We start from the raw sequence: 16,165 nt of genomic DNA, 5'->3' as shown, positions 1-16,165 counted from the left end.
CCGTGGGGAGACGCAAAACAAAAGCTATGTGAGCCTCAACAAACATGCTGCCGAGGGTTATCGCTCGCCACAATGATGCGTCTCTCCCTGGGCCGCGCCACCAAAGATTGAGGTCTTCCAGACCGCTGCTCCTTCGCGTACACTTGCAGTCAATCGTCCAACACCCCCCTGAAGGAGCCCCTGTCTCATGACCGATGCCGCCCCTCTGCCCGAAGCCCCCGCACTCTCTCAGGTTGAGCGCGTGGTGGACACCTTTATCGCGCCCTCCAAAACCTTTACCGATATCCTACGCAACACCAGTTGGTGGCTGCCCTTTATTCTGCTGGTTCTTGCCACTGTCGCCTCCTGTTTCGCCATGGACAAGAAGATCGGCTTCGAAAGCATTACAGAACACCAGATGACGAAAACCCCCGCGGCCGCGGAACAGTTCCAGCAGTTGCCGCCGGCGCAACAGGCTGCCAGGCTGCATGCAGGAGCCAAATTCACACGTGCCTTTACGTATGGCGCCTGCATCCCCTTCCTCCTCGTGATAGCGCTTGAAGCCCTGGTGCTCTGGGGATCCTTCAACTTTGGACTGGGCGCAAAAACGACCTTCGGTCAGGTCTTCGCCGTCATCATGTACTCAGGTCTGCCACGTCTCTTCATCTCGTTACTGACCATCATTTTTCTCTTTGCAGGGGTTGGCACTGAGAGCTTCGATATCCAGAATCCTGTCGGGACGAACCTCGGTTACTTCCTTCAGGGTTCATCACCAGCCCTGAGAGTCGCAGGCAGCTTTTTCGATGTGTTCGGCCTTTGGGCGCTGGCACTGCTGGTCATCGGCATGGCGATCGTCGCGCGCAAGAGTATGGCTCAGGCCGCAACCATCATCGTTGGATGGTGGTTCCTGATGCTGCTCATCTTCACTGGAATCACGGCAGTCACCAGCTAACAACGAATACCCGCACCTCGTTGAAGGATTGCGGATGAAGGCAAAAGGGCGCTCCCTGAGGGAGCGCCCTTTTACATCGTCTTTGTAAAGACCTAGACCAACTGCGCGTCCAGGGTAATCTCAGCGGCCTTCAGCAGGCGCGAGATCGGGCAGCCTTCTTTGGCCTTCTTAGCGATGGTGTCGAAGGTTTCCTTATCGATGCCCGGAACCGTGGCTCGGGTGGTGAGGAGGATCTTCGTGACGGTGGGGCCTTCCGGCGCCGTCATCGACAGGGTGACGACAGCCGTGGTCTCTACCGTATCGGCGGTATGACCCGCTGTCGCGAGTTCGTTGCTGAAAGCCATGGTGAAGCAGCCCGCATGGGCTGCAGCAATCAGTTCTTCCGGGTTGGTGCCTACGCCGTCTTCAAAGCGCGTCTTGAAGCTGTACTGCGCATCCTTGAGGGTGTTGCTCTGCGTGCTGATGCTGCCCTTGCCGGCCTTCAAATCGCCGTGCCAAACTGCCGTTGCTTTGCGGTCCATTGCTTTTCTCCTAGGGAAGACGCACAAGCCAGAAGGCGGCGCGTCTTCATGAGTTGGATGCAGACTTTCATACGAGGCTGCACCGGTTGATGACTGTCAGACTAATTTATCCCGCATGCAGGTAGATGAAACGGGCCAGGAAGAGCAGCGCCAGGACGTAGAGCATCCAGTGCTGGCGGCGTCCACGGCCCGTCGCCAGCTCCAGCACCGCAAAGCTGATGATGCCGAACGAAAGCCCGGTCGCAATGGAGTACGTCAGCGGAATGGTCACGAGCGTGAGGAAGGCCGGGACCGCGACGCGCGGCTCCTCCCAGTCGATGCGAGCGGAGCCTGCGACCATCAGCGCGCCCACCAGGATCAGGGCCGGTGCGGTCGCAAAGTCAGGAATAGCCCCAACCACCGGCGCGACGAAGATCGCTACGAGGAAGAGCAGACCGGTCGTAATCGCCGTCACCCCCGTGCGCCCACCCGCGGCCACTCCGGCGGAGCTTTCGATGTAGCTCGTCACCGTCGAGGTTCCAGCGAGCGCGCCCACAACCGTCGATGTGGCGTCGGCGAAGAAGATCTTATCCAGCCTTGGAATCGTGTGGTCTTCCGCAATCAACCCGGCGCGTTCGGTGACGGCAACGAGCGTCCCGATGTTGTCGAAGAGGTCGACGAACAGGAAGACGAAGATGATCTCCAGCGCATTCATCCTGAGCGCACCGCGTAGATCCAGGTGGAAGGCCGTCTCACGGATCGCGAGTGGATTGAAGGTCGAAGGATGCCAGTGCACCTGGTGGCAGAGGATGCCCACCAGCATCGTCCCCAGCACACCAATCAGCATCGACGCCTTTACGCGATAGGCCTGCAGCACGGAGATCAAGATAATTCCGAAGATAGCCAGCAGCGTGGAGGGAGAGTGCAGGTTGCCGAGCGTGACCGTCGTCGCCGCGCTGGGCACGATGATGCCCGAGTTGCGCAGACCGATGAAGGCGATGAACAAGCCGATGCCGCCCGCAACCGCCGCATGCAGTTGATACGGAATCGCGCTGATGAGCCGCTGCCGAATGCCGCCGAAGGTCAGCAGCAGAAAGACCACCCCGGAGAGAAACACCGCGCCCAGCGCCGTCTGCCACGGCACTCCCATCCCCTTGACGACGGTATAGGTGAAGTACGCATTCAGCCCCATGCCCGGCGCCAGAGCCAGCGGATAGTTCGCGAGCGCACCCATCAGGATCGACCCGAAGGCCGCGCAGAGGCAGGTGGAAGTAGTCACGGCGGCCAGCGGCATCCCGGTCTGGGAAAGGATCGACGGGTTCACGAAGATGATGTACGCCATCGTAATGAACGTGGTCAGTCCGGCGAGCACCTCGGTGCGCCAGTTGGTGGAGTGCTCGGCAAAACGAAAGTAGTGCTCCAGGCGGCTGCGCATTGAGGCTGCTGGGTTCCCTTCGTGGATCAGATTTGCGAGAAAAGACTGTTGGTCTTCAGAATAGCGTGAGAGATGTTCGAGGCTTCCCCATGAGTTCGCTTAGCGCAAAAAAAGTAAAAGAGATCCTCAACCTGGAGCCCCTTCAGGGCGAAGGCGGTTGGTTCGTCCAGACCTATGCCGCTACCGAGACGATCGCCGCAGGCCAGTTTGGCGACAACCGTTATAACGGCCCACGCAGCACCTCGACGGCGATCTACTACCTGCTCGAACCGGACACCTTCAGCGAGATGCACTGCCTCGCCAGCGATGAAGTGTTTCACCATTACCTGGGAGGTGCGGTGGAGATGCTGCAGCTTCATCCGGACGGCCGCAGCGAGACGATCCTCATCGGCCCGGACCTCGCAGCGGGCCAGCGCCCGCAGGTGCTCGTCCCGCGTGGCGTCTGGCAGGGCTCACGACTACTGCAGGCGGAAGGCTTTGCCCTGCTGGGGTGCACCGTCAGTCCCGGCTTCGAGTTCGCGGACTACCAGTCAGCGCCACGCGAAGAGCTGATCGCGAAGTGGCCTAACGAGGCTGAGTCGATTGCGAAATTGACACGGGGTTAGGTTGCACCTACTCGGCCACGTCGATGTCTTCATTCCACACTTCAGGCCTGGCAGAGATATAACCCGTAAGCATCTCGACACACTCGGCGGAGTCGAGATCGATCACGTTGATGCCCTGTTCGCGCAGCTCTTCGATACCACCCTGAAACGTTCGCGACTCTCCAACAACGACCGTTTGAAAGCCAAACTGGCGCACCAGCCCGCTGCAGTAAAAACACGGCGCCAGCGTGGTGACCATGATGAGATCGCGATAGCTCTTCTGCCGCCCGGCGCGGCGAAAGGCGTCCGTCTCGCCGTGAATGGAGGGATCGTCCTGCTGTACGCGGCGGTTGTGCCCACGGCTGACCAATGAGCCGTCGGCACGAAAGATGGCGGCGCCAATGGGGATGCCGCCCTCTGCCAGTCCTGCGCGGGCCTCTTCGATCGCGACCCGCAGCATCGCGGCGTAATCCGGGGTGGTGTGCTCAGCCTTCAACATAGGCAGTCAGCCTCTCGAAATCAGTGGAGTGGGTGAATCTCTTCCTGGGCCAGTACCGCGCTGCCCTTGCGGAGATAGATGCGGTAGGCCGGTGCACTGTCGTCGCCGAAGTGCCTCTCTACAACCTGAACGTACGTGGAACGCAGATAGGCCGCATACAGAGGCCACGCGTCCACCTTATCGAAGCTCACGGTGCCGTGCTGGAACCACTCATTTCCCACCACCACTACGTTGGCCGGATGCTTGCGGTCACGGTCCAGAAACCAGTTTCTGTAGTACTCGACCGCCGGGCTGTCCGTAGGAGAAAACAGGAGGAGATCGCCGGTCGTTCCGGTGTTCTGGACCAGTCGCATCCGGTAGAGAGCGCCGATGCAGCCGTTGATCAGGTCCATGCACTGCACCTGTTGCTGCAGGCTATCGCCGCCCAATTGCGTAAGGTCCTTCTGCAGCGCGAAGGGAAGCTCGCCCGCATCCTGGCCAACTGTCGGGGAGCGGTGGATGATTCTTCCGTAATACGGCACAACGACCAGGAACATGGCAGCCACGCCTGCCACACCTGCCAGACGGGAACGGGTGTCCTCGCGATGCATCGCCTCGGCAATCTCCCACCCCGCCCAGAGCAGAATGGCCATGATGAACATATAGCGGTGGTAGAGATATCCCTTGCCCTGCGCGAAGTACGAGAGTGCGCCCATGGCCGTTGCGAAGAAGAGCGCCCAGCGCTGCCATCCCATGCGCCGAGTGCCTAAGGCAGCCGCCAGCGCTCCAAACACGATGGGAAGCACCAATGGTAACGGCATGAGATGCCTCACCATGTAGACAGGACTACGTCCATTGAGGTGCCCGTACGAAGGCACAATCTTGAGGCAGATGAACAGAAACGCCTGCAGGGCCTGATGCTGGATCAGGAACTCAAGCATGAGTGCCCCAACAGCGATATTTCCCGCCAGCCCCCACAGCAGGTATCTGCCTGCAGGCTCGCCGCTCCGCCGGAGGACGGCAAAGGCCAGCGCCAGCAGCGCTACGTCCAGCAGCAGCGCGCTGGGTTTCAGAGACATCGCCAGCCCCGACAGCAGACCGAAGGCCAGCATCAACAAGGGTATGCGGTGGCGGATCGAGAGGAACAGCAGGGCCGTGGCGGCGATCAGCAGCACCATCATCAACTCATCGCGCTCCGTAGCGAGGATGGGTCCCTCGGCGCAGTGCATCAGGATGAAGAACGTCGCCGCATAGATGCCGGCGAACCAGCGGCGCGAGCCACCGATCACCATGCCGCTGACGGTGAGCACGGCCATGAGAAAGAACTCATACACGCGCCACGCGAGATCTCCCCCGCCGAAGACCGCCATGCCCCAACGTTCTGTGAGGTAGCACCCGGGCAGGTTCATGTCCGTGATATCGGAGTAGGGGCGCAGGCCGCGGCTCATCAGGAAGTTGACGTAGTGCATGATGGGGGTGTCCCACACCATGGGCCAATGCACCGAGCGCGCCACATAATAGGCGAACAGACCGACGAAGACGGCGCTTGCGATCCAGCGAAGACGGGTAAGCGATCGGTCGGATAGTACGCCATTAAGCATTGTTCGAATCTTACCGGAACTCCCACTCAGCTTCGTTATTTCGGTGCGCCGAATCGATCTTCCACGAATCTCAGGGCAGCTTCAGGGGTGGTCACAACACCTTCCAGTTGCGCATCCTCCGCCGCCACCAGCATCTCGCGAAAACCCGGCCCCGGCTTATAGCCTGCGGCGATCAAGGCTTCCCCGTCGAGCAGGAGCCGGGGCTTGATTTGCTCTTCTCCCATCTCGTCGAAGTGCTGTTTCGCGAAGTCGTACATGCCGAGAGCGCCGTGCGAGCTGAGGCTGTCGGCGCGATGCAGAGCCAGGTGTTCGTCGAACTTCGGCAGGCGCAGAAAGCGCTTCAGCGTGGACTGCTTCATCTTCATTACATCGCCGAACTGCATGTGGTGTTTGATCAGGGCGAGGATCTGCTCCATGTCGTCGTTGCTGAAGCGCAGACGAAGGAGGATCGTGCGAGCGACGGCAACGCCTATCTCCACGTGGCCGTTGAAGCGAATACGATCGCCAGGCCTGGCGGGATCGGGAGGCGTAAACGTCGCAGGCTTGCCGACATCGTGGAGCAGCATGCCCCAGGCCAGCGTCGGGCTTGCGGCCTTTGGCAGATGGCCCAGCAGCATCAGGGTGTGCGTCCACACATCGCCTTCAGGGTGATACTGCGGCGGCTGCGCGACACCCTTCATGCGAGCAACCTCCGGCAGCACCTCACGGAGTAAGCCGCTCTCCTCCAGCAGCTCGAAGCCGCGCCGCGCGCCGCCTTCTGTCAGGATCTTTGTCAGCTCGTCGCGCACACGTTCGGCGGAGACCTGCGTGGTGGTCACGGCCTGCTCCTGGATCGCTGCCATCGTGCGGGACTCGATGGCAAAGTCGAGCCGGGCGGCAAAGCGAATCGCGCGCAGCATGCGCAGCTTGTCCTCGGCAAAGCGCGTGGCGGCATTGCCGATGGCGCGCACCAGCTTCCACTCCAGATCAATCTGCCCGCCAACGAAGTCGCGCACGCAATCCTGCAGGCGATCGCCTTCTTCGTAGTCGATGACGTCGAGCAACAGGCCGTTGATCGTGAAGTCACGGCGCAACACGTCTTCGCGCGGATCGAGCGAGAACCGCACCGCGTCGGGGCGGCGCCCGTCGCTGTAAGCTCCGTCATTGCGAAACGTAGCGACTTCGGTGGCCGTGCGTTCGCCGTGAACAAGTTCGATCACCAGCACCACGCCGAAGTGCGCGCCTACGGACTCCGTACGAGGAAAGGCGGCCTGCACCTGATCCGGCGTTGCGGAGGTCGCTACATCAAAGTCGTGGGGATCGACGCCGAGCAGGAGGTCGCGCACGCATCCGCCCGCGAAGTACGCGGCGTGTCCGAGTTCGCGCAGCCGCCGTGCAATTGTGAGCGCTGCTTCGTAGTGCGAGTTGTTCAGCCTTGCCATAGATTTCTAGTATCCGTCTAAGGGTGCGATTGCGGTTGCTTGTTTTTCGCCGTCATCCTGAGCGGTACGCGAAGGATGACGACGAAAAACAAACAACAGCAAATACAACGGCAAATTTCGACAGGTTCTAAGATAGAACGAGTGCACTCCGGTCTCATCCTCGGCATTGAAAGCTCCTGCGACGAAACCTCCGCGGCGGTCGTTCGCGGCGGTCGTGAGGCGCTGTCCAACGTCGTTGCCTCGCAACTGATCCATGGCGACTACGGCGGCGTTGTGCCCGAGCTGGCCTCGCGTGAGCATCTGCGGGCCATAGTCCCCGTCGTACAGCAGGCGATGCAGCAGGCTGGCGTGGCCTACAGCGATCTCGAAGCCATCGCCGTAACCGCAGGCCCCGGACTCGCCGGCGCGCTGCTTGTAGGGCTTACCTTCGCCAAGGCGCTGGCCTTCGGCACAGAGCTTCCGTTGATCGGCGTGAATCATCTTGAGGGACACATCCACGCGGTGCTGATGCACTCCGAAGAGTCATTCGCCGAGGCCTCTCCCCTGCTCGCGCTGGTCGTCAGCGGCGGGCATACGCATCTCTATCTCGCGACGAAGACCCCGGAAAATACCTGGCACTATCGCAACGTGGGCAAGACGCTCGACGACGCCGCGGGCGAGGCCTACGACAAGGTCGCCAAGCTGCTCGGCCTGCCCTACCCCGGCGGGCCCTGGATGGACGCGCTCGCGAAGCACGGAGACCCGAAGGCCGTGCCCTTCAGCTTCGCGCAGATCAAGACGAAGGCCACCGGCAACACCGCCCCCAAGCTCGCTCGCGAAGCAGACGACCAGACGCGGCGGTTCGATCTCTCCTTCAGCGGCATCAAGACGGCGGTGCGGCGCTACGTCGAGCTGCACGCCATGCGGGAACGTATCGACGCACGGGCGCGGGCCTTACAGGAATCCGGTCTCGCGAAGGGCAAGCCCAGCGACCCGGCTACACTCACACGCGCACTGGCGTACTTCGAACCCGAAACGCTTAATCTCATCGCCAGCTTTCAGGCGTCGGTAACGGGATATCTCACGCGCACCGTGTTCGCTGCAACCGAGCACTTCGGCGCACGCGGCTTGCTGGTCAGCGGAGGCGTGGCCGCTAACAGCGAGCTGCGCCAGCGCATCTCTGCCGAGGCCGCACGGCGGCGTCTGCCGGTTGCGTTTCCTTCGATTGCGTTATCCACCGACAACGCCGCGATGATCGCCGCAGCCGCCTGGCCCAAGCTGCGCGCCGGGCAGTTCGCACCCGAAACGATGGAACCTACGCCGCAGTTGCGGCTGGGGTAAAGCGAGTTCGTTCTGGTGTTAGCGAACAGTTCAAATATTCTTCTTTTCACCGACCCCAACATCGTCATCCTGAGCGGAGTGTCTCGCGCATTTGCGAGACGCGGAGTCGAAGGACCCCGAAGAATTCTTCTTATCTCTACTCATCGAACCTTTTCAACCGAAGACTCCGTGGTGAGGGAGCTCGTGGTTGAGAAGGTATGAAATGTATCGGCGACTTATAGCTCTTCGGGGTCCTTCGACTGCGTAGCTCGCAAAATGCGCGAGCTACTTCGCTCAGGATGACGATGTTGAGGCGATTGAGATAAGAACAAATGTGATCGCTCGAACTACAAGCATCACTTAGCCATCCATGCGCTTCAGCTCAGCGTCCAGCTGCACCTTCTCGTGCGCCAACTGCATCACCACCTCCTGATTGCCGTGGCGCGTCGCTTCGGCGATCAGTGTCCGAACCTCACGAAGGCGTCGATCCAGACGGCGTTGGTGCAGCGTATGCAACGCATTCTGTACCTGCTCGTGCAGCGTCTCGCGCGAGGCTTCGCTCTCTCCCGACGAGTGATGCAGCACACTCGCCAGCAGCAGGCGCGAAGCGGCGTCCGGCGCGGCCTCGAGGGGATTGTCCGGCGACGGGCCGTTCGCCAGCACATCGATCAGAGTGGCTGCTGATAGTTCCGTACACCACTCCGGGTTCGCCGCCAGCTGCTCTGCCGCCAGCATGCGGGACGAATCGGCATCCGGCAGGATGAGCGCGCACAGTAGAATGCGCTCGATCTCCGATACGCCCTTCGGCTGCGGCGCGCGTACGCTTTCGAGCCGCTGCTGTGCGGCCTGCTTCAGCTCCTGCCGCATCAATGAGCTCTCGATGCCCAGCTTCTGCGCGGCGTTTTCGGCAAAGTCATTGCGAGAGATCAGGTTTGGAATGCGGCGAATGTGCGGCAGCAAAAAGTTCATGGCCTTCACCTTCGCCTCTGCCGTTCGCGCAGGAAACTGCAGGCGCGCGCGCTCGATCAGGAAGTCCTGATAGCGAGAGGCATTGCGCACCGCCGTCGCGTACTCCGCCACGCCGCGCTCGCGCACGAAGCGATCGGGATCGAGCCCACCATCCAGCGTGATTACGCGCACATCGAAATCTTCCTCCACCAGCAGGCCAAGAGTCTTCTCCGCGGCGTTAGCCCCGGCCTGGTCCGGGTCGAAGTTCAACCACACGCGTTTGGTGAATCGTCCCAGCATGCGCAACTGGTGTTCGGTAAAGGCGGTGCCGCTGGTGGCAATCACGTTGTCGACACCGTTCATGAAGAGCGAGATGCAATCCATCTGCCCTTCGACCAGCAGTGCCGCGTCCTTGCTCTTGATGGCGGCCTTGGCCTTATCGAGATTGAAGAGCACCTGCCCCTTCGTATAGAGCGGCGTCTCGGGCGAGTTCATGTACTTTGCGCCGGCCTTGGGGTCGACGTCGACGGAATCGAGCGCACGAGCCGTAAAGGCAATGGGTTTGCCCTGCTCGTTCATGATCGGAAACGTGATGCGCTTGCGGAAGCGGGCGTACATCGGACCGGGCGAGCCGTCTTCCTGCTCCTTCCAACTGAACAGCCCGCTGGCGCGCAGCACCTCTTCGGAGAAGAACTTGCTCAGCCGCTCGCGCATGTCGTTGAAGTTGTCCGGCGCGTAGCCAAGACGGAACTTCGTGATCGTCTCCGGCGTGATGCCGCGGCCTGTCATGTACTCACGAGCCCGGGCGGCCTCCGGAGAGTGCAGGTTCTGCTGGAAGTACTGCGTTGCGGCCTCGTGGGCGTCGATCAACTGCTTACGTAGCCCAGCGGCTTGCGCCTCCTGCGGCGAGTTGAACTCGCGTTGCGGCAGCGGAATGCCCATCTTCGTCGCCACCGAACGCACGGCCTCGGGAAAGCTGAGGTTCTCCATCTTCATGACGAAGGTAAAGACATCGCCATGCTCGTGGCAACCGAAGCAGTAATAACTCGTCGTTGCAGGATAGAGATAGAACGAGCCCGATTTTTCCTTGTGGAACGGGCATAGCGCCGACCAGTTCGCCCCGGACTTACGCAGCTTGATGTACTCGCCGACGATACGAACGATGTCGGTCTGCTGCTTTACGGTCTGGGCGAAGTTGTCGGCCATAACGGTCTCTTTCTAGTGTAGGGGGTAGCCCGGGCAGCCGGAAGGCGTCTCCGCCGATTGCAGATTGTTACGGACTCCCACAACAGACGGTAGCGAAAATAAATCGACGGTAGCGGGAATAAATCAGGGAGCCTGTTTTTACTTACTTCAGGTGAAAAACATACAGCAACAAGCGTCTTCCACCTGGGTTTCACCTAATCGAGCCCCAAAGTTCGGGCACCCGGCAGGTTTCTGGCTATGGCTTTCAGCCTCTGGGCACAAAGGAGAATAAGAATGGCTTCCTTCAAAACAATTCGCCGCCTGCTCATCGCCGCGGTTCTGGCCGTTCCGGTTGCACTGCTGCCAACCGCACAGGCTCATGCCGGGGTCTTTATCTCGGTCGGTTTCGCTCCCCCGGTCTTGCCGGTCTATGCACAGCCCCTCTGCCCCGGTGATGGCTACATCTGGACACCCGGCTACTGGGCCTACAACGAGGACGGCGGCTACTACTGGGTCCCCGGCGTCTGGGTGCAGCCGCCTACCGTGGGCTATCTCTGGACCCCTGCCTACTGGGGCTGGGAGAACGGCGCTTACCTCTTCCATGGCGGCTATTGGGGCCCGCACGTCGGCTTCTATGGCGGCATCAACTACGGCTTCGGCTATGGCGGCGTCGGCTTTGAAGGCGGCTACTGGAACCACGGCGCGTTCTTCTACAACCGCTCGGTGGCCAACCTCGGCGGCGTTCGTGTGACTAACGTCTATGTTCGCAATGTCACCATCGTCAACCACTCGAACGTGGCGTTCAACGGCGGCCATGGCGGCATCGAAGCACGGCCTTCGGCGCAGGAGGCGCAGTTCGCGCACGAGCAGCACGTCGAGGCAACACACGAACAGGCTGAGCACCAGAACTTCGCCGCGCAGAACCGTTCGCAGTTCGCCAGCGTAAACCACGGACGCCCCGGCGTATCGGCGGCAGCGTCGCCAGCGGCCTTCCACGCCAATCCGACGGGTGCTTCCCACTTCGGCGGAAACCAGAACAATGCCGGCGTCCACAACAATACCGCTCTGGCACATCCCACGCCTGAAGCACGGACTCAACCTGAGGCCACCCAACACACACAAGCCCAGGCGCGCACTCAGCCTGCCGCGAACACGCAGTCACACGCCGCGCCCCATGCCAATAACCAGGCGCACGGGGAGAAACGTTAACCTCTCCGCACCGCTAAACAGACGACCGGCCCTCAAGCCGGTCGTTTGCTTTTGCAGCCCTGCGAAGGCCCACTGGCCGCCGATACAATGAACCTCATGCTGACCGCCGCCGAGCGAGCCCATCTGACCGTCGTCCTCGTCGGCGCACGCAACCCCAGCAACATCGGAGCCGCTGCGCGAGCCATGCAGGACTTCGGCTTCCGCGATCTCCGTATCGTCAATGACTATGCCGCGCCCTTCGAAGCCGCACAGCTTGAGGACTCACAACAGAATGTGAAATCTGCCGTGGGCGCGGCCTCCGTCATGGCAGAAGCTCGAAGGTACTCGAGCCTCGCAGAAGCCATCGCCGACTGCACGCTCATCGTCGGGACCACTGCCATCGGCGAACGCGACGTGCGGCGCGAGGTCGTGGCCCTGCAACAGGCCGCGCCCACCATGCTCGGTCAACTACGCACACTGACCGCTGCCGATCATCCGCAACAGGTAGCGCTGCTCTTCGGCTCGGAGAAGACCGGCCTCACCAACGAACAGTTGAGCCACTGCTCACTGCTCACGACGATCCCCATGTTCGCTCCTGAGGCTGCGCGGCACCTCTCGATGAACCTGGGCCAGTCTGTTGCCGTCTGCCTCTACGAACTGACGCGCGAGGGCTTCGAGGGCTCCAAGGAACTGCCTGTCCTGCATGAAGCCACAGCGACCGCCGAGGACCGTGAGCGCCTCACCCAGCTTCTGCTCGACGTGCTGCATGCCACCGGCTACTCGCGTCGCTTTCCGGCCAATGCCAGTGAGCCGATCGTGCGGCAACTCGTCCAGCAGCTTGGCGAGAGCCATCGCGAGGCCATGACCTGGATGGGAATCCTGCGGCAGATCTTGTGGCGGGAAAACGGAGACCAGCAGTAGCAGTCTTTAATTGCCCGCCTTCGCGCTCCCCTGTGCCGCCGCCAGTTCGGCTCCCAGCCGGAAGGAAAAGGTCGTAGCCGCAGGTTTGGTCATATGCAGAGCGTCTTCAAATTGCACGTCCTCCGGCATCCAGGCTGAGGCGTCCACAAAGGTAAACCCGCGTTGTTGGGCAAGGTCCCGTAGCTTTACCAGGTAATCCTGCCAGAGTTGTCGCGTGTAAAAGACCTTACTGTGAAGAGGCGACATCGGCATGAGAACGAGAACGACCTGCATCCTCTCTTTGGCTGCCTGGCCGAAGACGTACTCGTAGCTGGAGTTGAAATGCGAGGGGTCTTCTAAAAACTTTCGCGGCTCACCGTTGTAGTACGACCACGGACGGATCATGGTGATGGGTGGCTCGGGCGGCATGCCCATCCGGCTCATCGAATAGCGCAGCCTCTCGGCATACTTCCAGAAGCTCACGCGATTGGCTGCCATGGGAAGAGCCCGCAGAAGAAGCAATTCGCCAGTCTGAGCGGTGCTGAAGTGGTCGATAGAGGCCACTACACGGACAGGAAAACGCTCGTCAAGCGCGATGCCGTGATTGCCAAGCAGGTCCGCCGGAGTGACGCGGGTCTCCTCAGTGAGCTGGTAGTCATAGAAACCTACGACGAGGGTGTGCAGGTGCGGCTGCGTCCAGAGGGCATACTGCGCGAGAAACGTCTGGTCATGCGGATCAGTCGCGCTGAGGGCGGCATTCAGCGGCCTGAAGGTGCGGCCCGCGGAAGCTGCGCCTTGATTCAAAGCTGCGCTGTCGACGCGGCCATCCAGCAGCGAATTGCCTACGAACAGCAAGTCCGAATCCGGCGCCTGCTGAAGATTGTCGATCGCCCTATGAGAGGAAAGGCTACGACTCCACCTCGACAGCAGAAGGTTTCCTGCGGCCAGCAAGACGAGGCAAACAGCGAGGATGCGAAGCAACGGGCGTGAGCTCATCGTCAAAAATTGATGTACGTGAATTCATTCGTCTGACCGCAGAAACAGTAGATCAAGACGAGGGCGAGAAGCCAGACGATGGAACCGGTGATCCATCCTGGCGTGTGCACAAGCCAGGGTCCCGGTTCGTCACGCTGGCCGGCAAGGTATTCGACGGTTTTACGAAGATTCGTAAGCATTAGCCAGCCAGCAGCTTTCTGTAGAAGAGCATAGCATCGGGCAAATTCATGCAGAAGAACGCCCATCCGGCATTCACAGCCACAAAGGTAAGCACCCGGCTGGCCAACACCGGAATGGCGCGCGTACTGGGAGCGCCGCGAACCCTTCGCCAGAGCCGATGAACCACGAGCAGAATGCCGTGCCACAGGCCCCAGGCGAGGAAGTTCCAACCCGCTCCGTGCCAGAGCCCGCAGATCAACATCACAGCCAGAATGTTGAAGCATTCTCGTGGCAAGGAAACGCGCGACCCTCCCAGAGGGATGAAGATGTAGTCGATGAGCCAGCGCGTCAAAGACATGTGCCAGCTTCGCCAGAAGGTCTGGATGTTGCGGCGTCCGTAGGGCCAGTTGAAGTTTTCGGGCACACCAATGCCGAAGAGCCGGGCCGAGCCGATGGCGATATCCGAGTAGGCCGAGAAGTCGGCGTAAATCCTGATGCCATACGCGAGCAGCCAGAGCGGCAGCACTCGGCGATCGGCCACAAGGATGTCGTGCCGGTTCAGGTGTACGGTCCAGGCCGTCATCAGGTCGGCAATGGCGAACTTCTTGGCGAGCCCGGTTAGGATTCGGGTGAGGCCGCGCTCCCAGTCATGCTCCCAGTTCGCGGGTGTCGCGCGGAGCTTGGGGAGAAAGTCCTGAAATCGCTTGATAGGCCCGGCGACCATCGTGGGAAAGAAAAGAATGAAGGCGAGGTACTCGCCGAGGGTTCCCTTTTCACTTCGGCCAGACCGGCGATCGAAGGCGTAGTGATAGAACTCGAACGTGAAAAACGAGATGCCGAGCGGAAGGAACGCTCCCCGCCAGAGAAGCGGGTTGGAGTGCCTCCAGAAGAGGATGCCGCTGAAGAAGTTCCAATACTTGAAGATTCCCAGAAAGACCAGGCTTTGCAGAATTCCAGCCATGCACCAGCGCGATCCTGGTTTATAAAGACGGCTGGTAAGTGCTTCCCACAAAAAGATGCCGAGGCAAAGCATGCCTGGAACACCCGCGAGAGCATACGAAAAATAAAGAAAGAAGAGGCCGCCCGAGGCTGCAATGACCCATGGCCGGCTGCGCGCGCCGGCACAGCGATACAGCATCGCGGCCGGGAGCAGAAAGAGCACATAGTAGGTAAAGCCGTTGAAGATCATCGGGACGTCCAGTAGGCGGTGATCTCATGCGCTCTGCGCAACAGACAGTTCAATGAATGTCAGCACCCGGCGTAGAACGATAAAAGCGGTTCCACCGTTACTGTAATCCCGCAAAAATCTTGCAACATGTTTCTCTGGAAGAAACCGTGCAAACATCTTTCGCTTCGAAGACAGCAACAATGGAACCGCTTTGATAATGCGATTCTTAAGTGTTTACCACATGCCCCAGGCGCGGCTCATGTAGTCGCTCAGGGTCATGGTAATCAACACGATAAAGGTGAAGAATCCAGCGGCGACAGTCATCTTGATGAGCTTCGACTGATACTTCACGTGCATGAAGAACAGGATGACCACTACCGCCTTGAAGCTGGCGATGCCAAGGGCAATCACCGGATTCAGCCAGCCCATATCCTTATAGGCCGCCAGCACGGTGATAGCGGTGCCGAGCAGCAGCGTGCCGAAGACCATGCAGTACTGCAGCGGCGACACGATGTGGTGATCGGCGTGCTCCGGGTTCGTGACGTTGGATGGATCGTGATAGGTCTCGTGTGCCATCGTGTTTCCTTCAATAGGGCTGGATGTTTAGCTCAGCGGGTGACGGTTGATCAGATAGAGCAGCGGGAACAGGAACAGCCACACAATATCAACGAAATGCCAGTACAAGCCGAAGTTTTCAATCGGGGCTACATATCCGGAACTGAACTCTCCGCGATGTGCCCGCCATGTCAGCCAGAACAGGATGACGATACCGATGATCATATGCAGAGCGTGCATACCGGTCATCGCAAAGTATAGGAAGAAGAAGATCTCCGTGTGCTGCGCCATGTCTGGAGCAAGCGGCTCTTCCTTCAAGCCAAAGGCTGCAGGATTAGTAAACATCGCAGTGCTGAAGCTGGCGCCTGGAATGTGATGTAGCTCATATTTCTCGTGATACTCGTCGGCCTTGACGCCCAGAAAGGCGAGGCCGAAGACCGTCGTGAGAATGAGCATGATGACCAGCAGACCCTTTTTGCGAACCTCGGCCGCCCACACACCCAACGCCATGAAGAAGCCGGAGGTAATGAGGATGACTGTGTTAATCGCGCCTTCCGGCACGTTCAACTGGTTCGAAGCGACCGTAAAGGCCGGATAGTACCAGTTGCGGTAAAGCAGGTAGGCGAAGAACATGCCGCCGAAGAACATGATTTCGGTCAGCAGGAAGAGCCACATGCCGAAGCTTCCAGCCTCGCGCTGCTGCTCTTCCGTCTCAAAGTGATGGCGATGCTGCGGCAGCACGACGTGCTCGTGCTCGGCGTGGTCCACAGTCTCGTGCGTATGCGGATGCATAGCCGGATTCGTAGATGCGATCATG

16 protein-coding genes are annotated in these 16,165 nt (G+C 60.2%); 5 read left to right on the top strand and 11 right to left on the bottom strand.

The window, feature by feature from the left end; genetic code table 11:
• Positions 1-187: 187 nt before the first annotated feature.
• Positions 188-931, top strand: a complete 744-nt coding sequence (locus tag ACIX8_RS01000) for a YIP1 family protein (RefSeq protein ID WP_014263442.1) — start codon at positions 188-190, stop codon at positions 929-931.
• Between the two features lie 92 nt (positions 932-1,023).
• On the opposite strand, the gene ACIX8_RS00995 is transcribed toward ACIX8_RS01000, so the two are convergent.
• Complete coding sequence (locus ACIX8_RS00995; RefSeq protein ID WP_014263441.1) at positions 1,024-1,452, bottom strand: OsmC family protein; 429 nt, start codon at positions 1,450-1,452, stop codon at positions 1,024-1,026.
• A 106-nt stretch (positions 1,453-1,558) separates the two neighbouring features.
• The gene (locus tag ACIX8_RS00990; protein ID WP_014263440.1) at positions 1,559-2,866 is read right to left on the bottom strand and encodes an NCS2 family permease; all 1,308 of its coding nucleotides are present in this window, start codon (positions 2,864-2,866) and stop codon (positions 1,559-1,561) included.
• A gap of 89 nt (positions 2,867-2,955) precedes the next feature.
• On the opposite strand from ACIX8_RS00990, the gene ACIX8_RS00985 reads away from it, so the two are divergent.
• Entirely contained in the window at positions 2,956-3,471 is a 516-nt protein-coding gene (locus ACIX8_RS00985; protein ID WP_014263439.1) for a cupin domain-containing protein, read from the top strand.
• A gap of 7 nt (positions 3,472-3,478) precedes the next feature.
• Here the strand turns inward: ACIX8_RS00985 and ACIX8_RS00980 are convergent, their stop codons facing one another.
• Genes ACIX8_RS00980 through ACIX8_RS00970 form a run of 3 tightly spaced genes read right to left on the bottom strand, consistent with a single transcriptional unit; the run spans position 3,479 to position 6,950 of the window.
• On the bottom strand, positions 3,479-3,949 hold the full coding sequence (locus tag ACIX8_RS00980; protein WP_014263438.1) for a nucleoside deaminase: 471 nt from the start codon (positions 3,947-3,949) through the stop codon (positions 3,479-3,481).
• 20 nt (positions 3,950-3,969) lie between these two features.
• Complete coding sequence (locus ACIX8_RS00975; RefSeq protein WP_014263437.1) at positions 3,970-5,529, bottom strand: hypothetical protein; 1,560 nt, start codon at positions 5,527-5,529, stop codon at positions 3,970-3,972.
• A 35-nt stretch (positions 5,530-5,564) separates the two neighbouring features.
• Complete coding sequence (locus ACIX8_RS00970) at positions 5,565-6,950, bottom strand: CCA tRNA nucleotidyltransferase (protein WP_014263436.1); 1,386 nt, start codon at positions 6,948-6,950, stop codon at positions 5,565-5,567.
• Between the two features lie 141 nt (positions 6,951-7,091).
• On the opposite strand from ACIX8_RS00970, the gene ACIX8_RS00965 reads away from it, so the two are divergent.
• Positions 7,092-8,270: a tRNA (adenosine(37)-N6)-threonylcarbamoyltransferase complex transferase subunit TsaD gene (locus ACIX8_RS00965; protein ID WP_044175945.1), complete on the top strand. Its 1,179-nt coding sequence runs from the start codon at positions 7,092-7,094 to the stop codon at positions 8,268-8,270.
• A 339-nt stretch (positions 8,271-8,609) separates the two neighbouring features.
• Here the strand turns inward: ACIX8_RS00965 and dnaG are convergent, their stop codons facing one another.
• Positions 8,610-10,403, bottom strand: coding sequence for a DNA primase (gene dnaG, locus ACIX8_RS00960; protein ID WP_014263434.1), 1,794 nt, complete (start codon positions 10,401-10,403; stop codon positions 8,610-8,612).
• Positions 10,404-10,676: 273 nt separating this feature from the next.
• Here dnaG and ACIX8_RS00955 point away from each other — a divergent pair, with 273 nt between their 5' ends.
• On the top strand, positions 10,677-11,591 hold the full coding sequence (locus ACIX8_RS00955) for a YXWGXW repeat-containing protein (protein WP_014263433.1): 915 nt from the start codon (positions 10,677-10,679) through the stop codon (positions 11,589-11,591).
• Positions 11,592-11,687: 96 nt separating this feature from the next.
• Positions 11,688-12,491, top strand: a complete 804-nt coding sequence (locus ACIX8_RS00950) for an RNA methyltransferase (protein ID WP_083836759.1) — start codon at positions 11,688-11,690, stop codon at positions 12,489-12,491.
• Between the two features lie 6 nt (positions 12,492-12,497).
• Here ACIX8_RS00950 and ACIX8_RS00945 read toward each other — a convergent pair whose 3' ends face one another.
• The 5 genes from ACIX8_RS00945 to ACIX8_RS00930 all read right to left on the bottom strand — a co-directional run bounded on the left by ACIX8_RS00945 (position 12,498) and on the right by ACIX8_RS00930 (position 16,164).
• Entirely contained in the window at positions 12,498-13,325 is an 828-nt protein-coding gene (locus tag ACIX8_RS00945; protein ID WP_150110442.1) for a hypothetical protein, read from the bottom strand.
• 143 nt (positions 13,326-13,468) lie between these two features.
• On the bottom strand, positions 13,469-13,645 hold the full coding sequence (locus tag ACIX8_RS25805; RefSeq protein ID WP_014263430.1) for a hypothetical protein: 177 nt from the start codon (positions 13,643-13,645) through the stop codon (positions 13,469-13,471).
• Positions 13,645-14,814: an MBOAT family O-acyltransferase gene (locus ACIX8_RS00940; RefSeq protein ID WP_014263429.1), complete on the bottom strand. Its 1,170-nt coding sequence runs from the start codon at positions 14,812-14,814 to the stop codon at positions 13,645-13,647. Before ACIX8_RS00940 ends, ACIX8_RS25805 begins: the two co-directional genes overlap by 1 nt.
• A gap of 213 nt (positions 14,815-15,027) precedes the next feature.
• On the bottom strand, positions 15,028-15,369 hold the full coding sequence (locus ACIX8_RS00935; protein ID WP_014263428.1) for a cytochrome C oxidase subunit IV family protein: 342 nt from the start codon (positions 15,367-15,369) through the stop codon (positions 15,028-15,030).
• Between the two features lie 27 nt (positions 15,370-15,396).
• Positions 15,397-16,164 carry a cytochrome c oxidase subunit 3 family protein gene (locus ACIX8_RS00930; protein WP_317623993.1) on the bottom strand — a complete coding sequence of 256 codons (768 nt, stop codon included), beginning with the start codon at positions 16,162-16,164 and terminating at the stop codon, positions 15,397-15,399.
• Between the last annotated feature and the right edge of the window lies 1 nt (position 16,165).

Source organism: Granulicella mallensis MP5ACTX8, from assembly GCF_000178955.2.
Lineage (GTDB): Bacteria > Acidobacteriota > Terriglobia > Terriglobales > Acidobacteriaceae > Granulicella > Granulicella mallensis.
The sequence above is the reverse complement of the archived record's forward strand: the minus strand, read 5'-3'. Positions and strand labels throughout refer to the sequence as shown.